The sequence below is a fragment of the Metapseudomonas resinovorans genome, assembly GCF_002003485.1.
Taxonomy (GTDB): domain Bacteria; phylum Pseudomonadota; class Gammaproteobacteria; order Pseudomonadales; family Pseudomonadaceae; genus Metapseudomonas; species Metapseudomonas resinovorans_D.
Genome location: NZ_BDMA01000020.1, coordinates 307704 through 314004 on the forward strand (window position 1 = coordinate 307704; position 6301 = coordinate 314004).

Below are 6301 nucleotides of genomic sequence, written 5' to 3' on the forward strand. Positions count from 1 at the left end.
ACTCAGAGCTCCAGGGTATTCAGGAAATCCATCGCTTCGCGATGGGATTGCTCGGAAGCGGCACAAGTGATCTTGTCGTCACCGCCGTTCTTGTCGCTGTAACGCTGGATCGCCCCCGCCACATAGCGGCTCGGTCGGCCGCAGGTGCAGGGTTTGTCCCACTCCACGGTAATTTCGTCGCCGGTGATGAAACCGCCCCAGTGGATGTCCGCCCCCAGGTCGAAGAAGGCCGCGCGGCCTGTCTGGCGGCCTGAGCGCGGCAATGGTTTGCTGGTTTCCGGATCGAGCAGGAAAGGAATCGCGGTGTGCGCAAAGTGGTAGTTGCCCTGCTCGCAACGCATGTGCGAACCACTGACCACTTCCGACATCGCGTAGGACTCGTGAAGCACCTGCACACCGATGAACCGTTTGACGTCCTCGCGCCAGCCTTCGGGCTGTACCACACCCTTGGCGCCACCGGTGGTGGCGATGTAGGAGTCCGGGTGGAACACGCCTTCCAGTCCGCGCTCAAGGCCGGCCTTGGCCATGTCGTGCAGCAGGTTCCAGGTGCCGCCGATGTAGACACGCTTGCCCTTGAGGCGAGTGGCGATGTCGTCGAAGAAAGCGGCCAGATGCTGTGGCATTTCGGCTTGCTGCTGGTCGAACAGCTTCTTCTTGGCCAGCAGCTCCGACGCCACTACGAGACGATCCAGGGTGCCCTTGGCATGGGCCGAACGCAGTTTGGCGCCGAGGTGCAACACGTCGCTGGAAAGGGTGGAGGGATAGGCCGGATGGAAATGGGATTCGTCCGGCAACAGCCCCTTGACCAGCGCACCGACGCCGCGCAGGTGGCTCAGATAGCCCTTGCGGTAATACGGGTAGGCGGTGTGCATATGCGGGTCCGGGGTGTCCGGGCCGGCCATGTTCCAGGCGTACAACTTGCGCACCTGGGTGGCCTTCTCAAACTCGCGCACGCTGCAGGGCAGGAAGGACAGGGTTCCGGAGGTCCCCGAGGTATGGCTGAGGCAGAGCTCGGGGACATCGCGGTCCATGGTCTCGAACCAGTCATCCAGGCCCTTGCAGGCACTGACGTTAACGGCTGCGATCTTTTCCGCGAGCTCCGGGGTAACCAGTTTGCCGAGCCACTTGTTGATAGCGGCGAAGTTGTTCTTCTCCAGCAGCGACGGTGGGTAGGACTTGAACATGGTGTGCTCGAACAGCAGCGGCAGCGCATCATCCAGTTGCTCGATGCGCTCGACGCCTTCGGCGTCCGCCAGTTTCTTCAGCACTGGGATGCGCTCGCGCATTTCAGCGAAGCGGCGCTTCAGGCCCGCCAACTGGAGGACGTCGATCCGCTCGCGCGGCAACTGGACCCAGTTCTGCAAGGAATGGTCGGCCAGGGCCGCTGGATCGGTCAGCAGCAGTTCGACCTGTTCTTCTGTTGTTCTTGTCACGGGACGGTCTCCTCGGATTTACCTTCGCGTCCTGGCCGGCAGCCGGTCAGGAAGGCGCTGATCACTGGGCCGTCGGGGCAGGACGGCCTGAATGGCAGGACCAGTTTAGGGGGCGAAAGGGCGAAATCATTTCCGGATTCCGCAGCCACAAGGGATACGGCAAGAATCTGTTTTTAAAGGACTTTTATTCGAATACCGGGTGACAGAAGGTGACTATTCCGCATCCGGTGTGGTCAACAGCGCGTGGAGCATCCGCGCCAGCAGGCGAACCGTGTCGGGCTCCACCAGGTATTCCGGCCTTTCGATCAGCAGGGCACGGGGCAAGGCCGTCACGGCCTGGTAGGCGAGGAAGCCGGCCTTCTCGCGATCACGAACCAGAACCTCGTCGGAGAAGCGCTCCACCAGGGCGGGAATCACCGTGGAAATCCAGAACCGCTCGGGCTTGACGATTTCCAGCCGGACCAACTCGCCGTAGTAGGCGGCCTTGAGACTGAGTTCAGAATCGATCCGCATCCAGCGATGCAGCGCCATGAGGCCGGTGCGCAGAAGCCCTTCGATGCCGTCGTAGAGCGTCGCCGACGCTGGCAGCGCCTGGATGCTGGCGATGGCTTCGAGGCGGGTGGCAGCCCGGAAGTCCTCGAAGATGGCGCCGACCAACGATTCGATGGTGGGGAAGTACTCGTAGATGGAACTGATCGCCACCCCCGAGTAGTCGGAAAGGCGATAGATGGACAGCGCCTCCCGCCCTTCCCGTTCGAGGATGTCGCGCCCCGCTGCTTTCAGGGCGTCGACCAGTGCGACTGAGCGCGCCTGCTTCGGAAGCTTGCGCGGCCGGGCCGGCACCTCCACGCGCAGGGCGTTGTCGTTGGCGGACCCGCCACGGGAGGAACTGCTGGCTCGGCGCGTCATGCGATCAGGGGGTCACGATATTGAAGGTCGGCTGGAAGGTGCTGAGCATGCCCAGCAGCGCCTTGAATCGCGCAGCATCCCCTTCGAGCTTGATGTCGCCCTGTTTCAGTGCGGTGGGGAAGTCGAGCTGGCGCAGGCTGATGCGATCGAGCACGGCCTTGCTCATCTTCACCGAGGCATCCGGCTTGGCATGGCTGGTGTTCTCGCGGTAGGTCAGCACGCCATTGCTCAGCGTCAGCGCGAAATGCTGGCCAAGGTCCTCGAAGTCCCAGTTGAGCGTCATGTCGTGGCCCACGGCTTTGTCCGCGTCCAGGCGCACCGCCAGGATGTCCAGGAACATGGCCGGCGTCGCGGCAGTCACGAGGTCGGCGATGGCCCTGCCACCCTGCTCAGGGGCGCCTTGGCGCAGCTCCTGGGCACCGGTCAGGTAGATATTGCGCCAGATGGCCGATTCGCTGCGGTAACCCAGTTGCTCCAGCACGTCGGCCTGGACTGCGCGGGCCGCCTTGTTTTCCGGCTCGGCGAAGACCAGGTTGTTGCCCAGCTCTGCGGCCCAGCGATAGTCGCCCTGCTCCATCGCCGTGCCCATGAGTTGCAACACCTTGTCTGCCCCGCCCAGGGCCGCCACATAACGCTTGCCGGATTCGACCGGCGGCAGCGGATCGAGGTTGGCCGGGTTGCCGTCGTAGAAGCCGAGATAACGCTGGTACACCGCGCGGGTGTTGAAGCTGAGGGTGCCGTAATAGCCACGGGCGTACCACTTGCGGTCCAGTTCGCCCGGCAGCTTCTTGACCGCATCGGCGATCTCCAGCGGCGTCAGGCCCTGGTTGAGCAGGTGCAAGGTCTCGTTGTTGATGAAGGCGTACATGTCACGCTGGTCGGCCAGGAGCGTACGGATGCCCTCGCCTCCCCAGGTCGGCCAGTTGTGCTGGGCGAACATCACCTCGGCCTTGTCGCCGTAGCGCACCAGGCTGTCATCGATGAACCGCGACCAAGCCTTCGCGTCGCGCACTTCGGCGCCACGTGGAGTGAGGACGTTGTGCATCGTCCGGGTAGCGTTTTCCGCCATGCACAGGGCATGCAGCTGTGGCAGGTAGAGGTTCATCTCCGCCGGCGCCTCGGTGCCGGGGGTCAGCTGGAACTCCACCTGGACGCCCGCGATCTCGTGGCTTTCCAGCGGCTGAACGATCAGGTCGGTCGGCGGAATCAGGCTGATGGTGCCGCCTACAGGAGCGCCCTTGCCGATCCCGGTATCCAATTGGCCTCGCTCGCTTCTCGGCACCGTACCGCCGCTCTGGAACATGCCGCGACGGAACATGGCGGTACCGGCCAGGACGTTCTCGCTGATGGCGTGTTCCATGAAGCCTTCCGGGGCATAGATGCGCACCTTGCCGGCCTTGACGTCTGCCTCGTCGACCACACCGCGTACGCCACCGAAATGGTCGACGTGGCTGTGGGAATAGATCACCGCCACCACCGGCTTGCGCGGACGATGCTGATAGTAGAGTTCCAGGCCAGCCTTGGCGGTCTCCGTGACATAGAGCGGGTCGATGATGATCAGCCCGTCCTTGCCTTCGATGATGGTCATGTTCGCCAGGTCGATGCCGCGCACCTGGTACAGCCCCTCCGTCACCTGGAACAGGCCTGCGTTGGTATTGAGCTGCGCCATTCGCCACAGGCTCGGGTTCACCGTATCCGGCGAGTCCTTCTGCTGCAGGAAGTCATAGGCGTGGGTGTTCCAGACCGGCTTGCCCTCGGCATTGCGGATTTCCCCCTCGAAGGGCGCCACCAAGCCACGACTGGCTGCTTCATAGTCGGCGCGGTCGTCGAAGGGCAGTTTGCCCAGCAGCTCCCGGTTGGCGGCGGCGGTGACCGGGCTGGCGTCCTTGGCCGAGTTGGCCGGAGCGGTCGCGGCGTATGCCGAGCCACTCAGCAGGGAAACGACGGTGGCAAGGGTAGCGAGGGCATGGCGCATTCTGGGTTTCCTTCTCATCCACGGGTTCGACCAGGTTTACCGATCTAGAGGCTAACCCGGTAGTGCCTGGCGTCTCCCCCTCTTCCGGGGGGGGTTCACGGGCCTCAAGCGATGGACGGCGACGGAAATCGGAATCAGGCATTTCGACCTCACGGATTTGCGTGATTTCACTCATAAAATCAATAGCTTGTATTTCGATGGAATCCGGAACATCGGGTACCCCTGCGTCCCTATACTCGCCCAATGGCCCGCCGAGGCCCCACTACAACAACAATCCGGCTTTCCCGCAGGAGCGGTTCCATGAGCGATGCCATCCAGCCCTTCCCGGCTACCTCCGCACTACCGGCCCAACATCTCAAACGCACGTTCACCAAGGTCATCTGGCGACTGCTGCCCTTCCTGATGCTGGCCTTCATCATCAACGCCATCGACCGGCTCAACCTGTCGTTCGCCAAGCTGCGCATGGCCGAAGATATTGCCTTGAGCGATGCCGCCTACGGCATCGGTGCCGGCATTTTCTACCTGGGCTACATCCTCTTCGAGGTGCCCAGCAACCTCTACATGCAGCGCGTCGGCGCACGCGCCACGATGACGCGGATCATGATCCTCTGGGGCCTGATTACCGTGGCCACGGCGTTCGTCACCACGCCCAACCAACTGATCGCCGCGCGCTTCCTGCTGGGCATCGCCGAAGCGGGCTTCTTCCCGGGCCTGATCCTCTATCTCACCTACTGGTTTCCTGCCGCCCTGCGCGGCCGCATCACCGCTTCCTTCTTCATGGCGGCCATGTTCGCCGGGGTGATCTGCGGCCCCTTGTCGGGGACCATCATGGCGCACCTACACGGCTGGCGCGGACTTCGCGACTGGCAGGTGCTGTTCGTCCTCACCGGCTTGCCGGCGGTAGTTCTGGGCGTGATCGGCCGCTTCTGGCTGACCGACCGTCCCGAGCAGGCCACCTGGCTGGACGACGAGGAAAAGCAGCAGGTCCAGCAGGCTCTGGCCGAGGAAACGACCTGCGCCGTGAAGCACCATGGTTTCGCTGACGTGCTGCGCGATCCGCTGCTCTACATAGCGGGCCTGGTGTACTTCTGCATCTACAGCGGCTCCAATACCGTGTCCTACTGGCTACCGACCCTGGTACGCGGCTTCGGCCTGGAAGACCTGAAGGTCATTGGAATGGTCACAGCCCTCCCCTTCCTTGGCGGCCTCTGCGCCATGTACCTGCTGGGCCGTAGCTCGGACCGCCATATGGAGCGCCGTTGGCATCTTGGCCTGACGATGCTGGCGGCGGCTGCCAGCTTCGGCCTGCTTGACCTGGCCCAAGGGAATGCGGTGCTTTCGGTGGCACTTATAAGCCTGGGCGCCGCTGCAGCGCTGTCGGCCATGCCACTGTTCTGGACGGTGCCACCCGCCCTGTTGAGCGCGTCCGGCGCGGCGGGTGGCATCGCCGTCATCAGCAGCATCGGCAACCTGGCCGGCGTGCTCAGCCAGATGGCAGTGGGCGCGGTGAAGGACGCAACCGGCAGCCTCTACCTGGCGTTCGACCTGATTGCCATCCTGCTGGTATTCGGTGCGCTGTTGCTGCTCATCGGCATCCCCGCCCGACGCCTCGGAAGGCCCCATTAAGATTCGGTAAGCGTTGGGCTTCGCGTAGCTCTGCCACAACCTACAAAATCCCGCCCCACTCCATCCGTAGGTTGGGTCGAACGAAGCGAGGCCCAACATCTCGGCAGTGAATCCCACGTCGTTGTGGGAGCGAATTCATTCGCGATGCTCCCGTAGGGTGCGCCATGCGCACCGGATCGGCGCCCAGACGTGGAACGGGGGAAACCGGAAACTCCGTCGGTGCGCGCGGCGCACCCTACAAAAAAGCCCGCTCAGTGAGCGGGCTTTTTCGTTGCCGGTGAGCCTCAGAGCAGGCTTTCGATCTCCGGCACCGCTTCGAACAGGTCAGCCACCAGGCCGTAATCGGCCACCTGGAAGA

The 6301-nt window shown here is 63.4% G+C and carries 4 protein-coding genes; 1 reads left to right on the forward strand and 3 read right to left on the reverse strand.

Going from position 1 to position 6301, the window contains the following annotated elements; genetic code table 11:
• Positions 1-2: 2 nt before the first annotated feature.
• The 3 genes from MnOB_RS07225 to MnOB_RS07235 all read right to left on the reverse strand — a co-directional run bounded on the left by MnOB_RS07225 (position 3) and on the right by MnOB_RS07235 (position 4317).
• The gene (locus tag MnOB_RS07225; RefSeq protein ID WP_077523480.1) at positions 3-1433 is read right to left on the reverse strand and encodes a phenylacetate--CoA ligase family protein; all 1431 of its coding nucleotides are present in this window, start codon (positions 1431-1433) and stop codon (positions 3-5) included.
• Between the two features lie 213 nt (positions 1434-1646).
• On the reverse strand, positions 1647-2342 hold the full coding sequence (locus MnOB_RS07230; protein WP_077523482.1) for a TetR/AcrR family transcriptional regulator: 696 nt from the start codon (positions 2340-2342) through the stop codon (positions 1647-1649).
• Between the two features lie 4 nt (positions 2343-2346).
• A complete protein-coding gene (locus MnOB_RS07235; protein ID WP_077523484.1) occupies positions 2347-4317 on the reverse strand; it encodes an alkyl/aryl-sulfatase in 1971 nt (656 codons plus the stop codon).
• 300 nt (positions 4318-4617) lie between these two features.
• Between MnOB_RS07235 and MnOB_RS07240 the strand changes: the two genes are divergently transcribed.
• Positions 4618-5943, forward strand: coding sequence for an MFS transporter (locus tag MnOB_RS07240; protein ID WP_077523486.1), 1326 nt, complete (start codon positions 4618-4620; stop codon positions 5941-5943).
• The last annotated feature ends 358 nt before the right edge of the window (positions 5944-6301 follow it).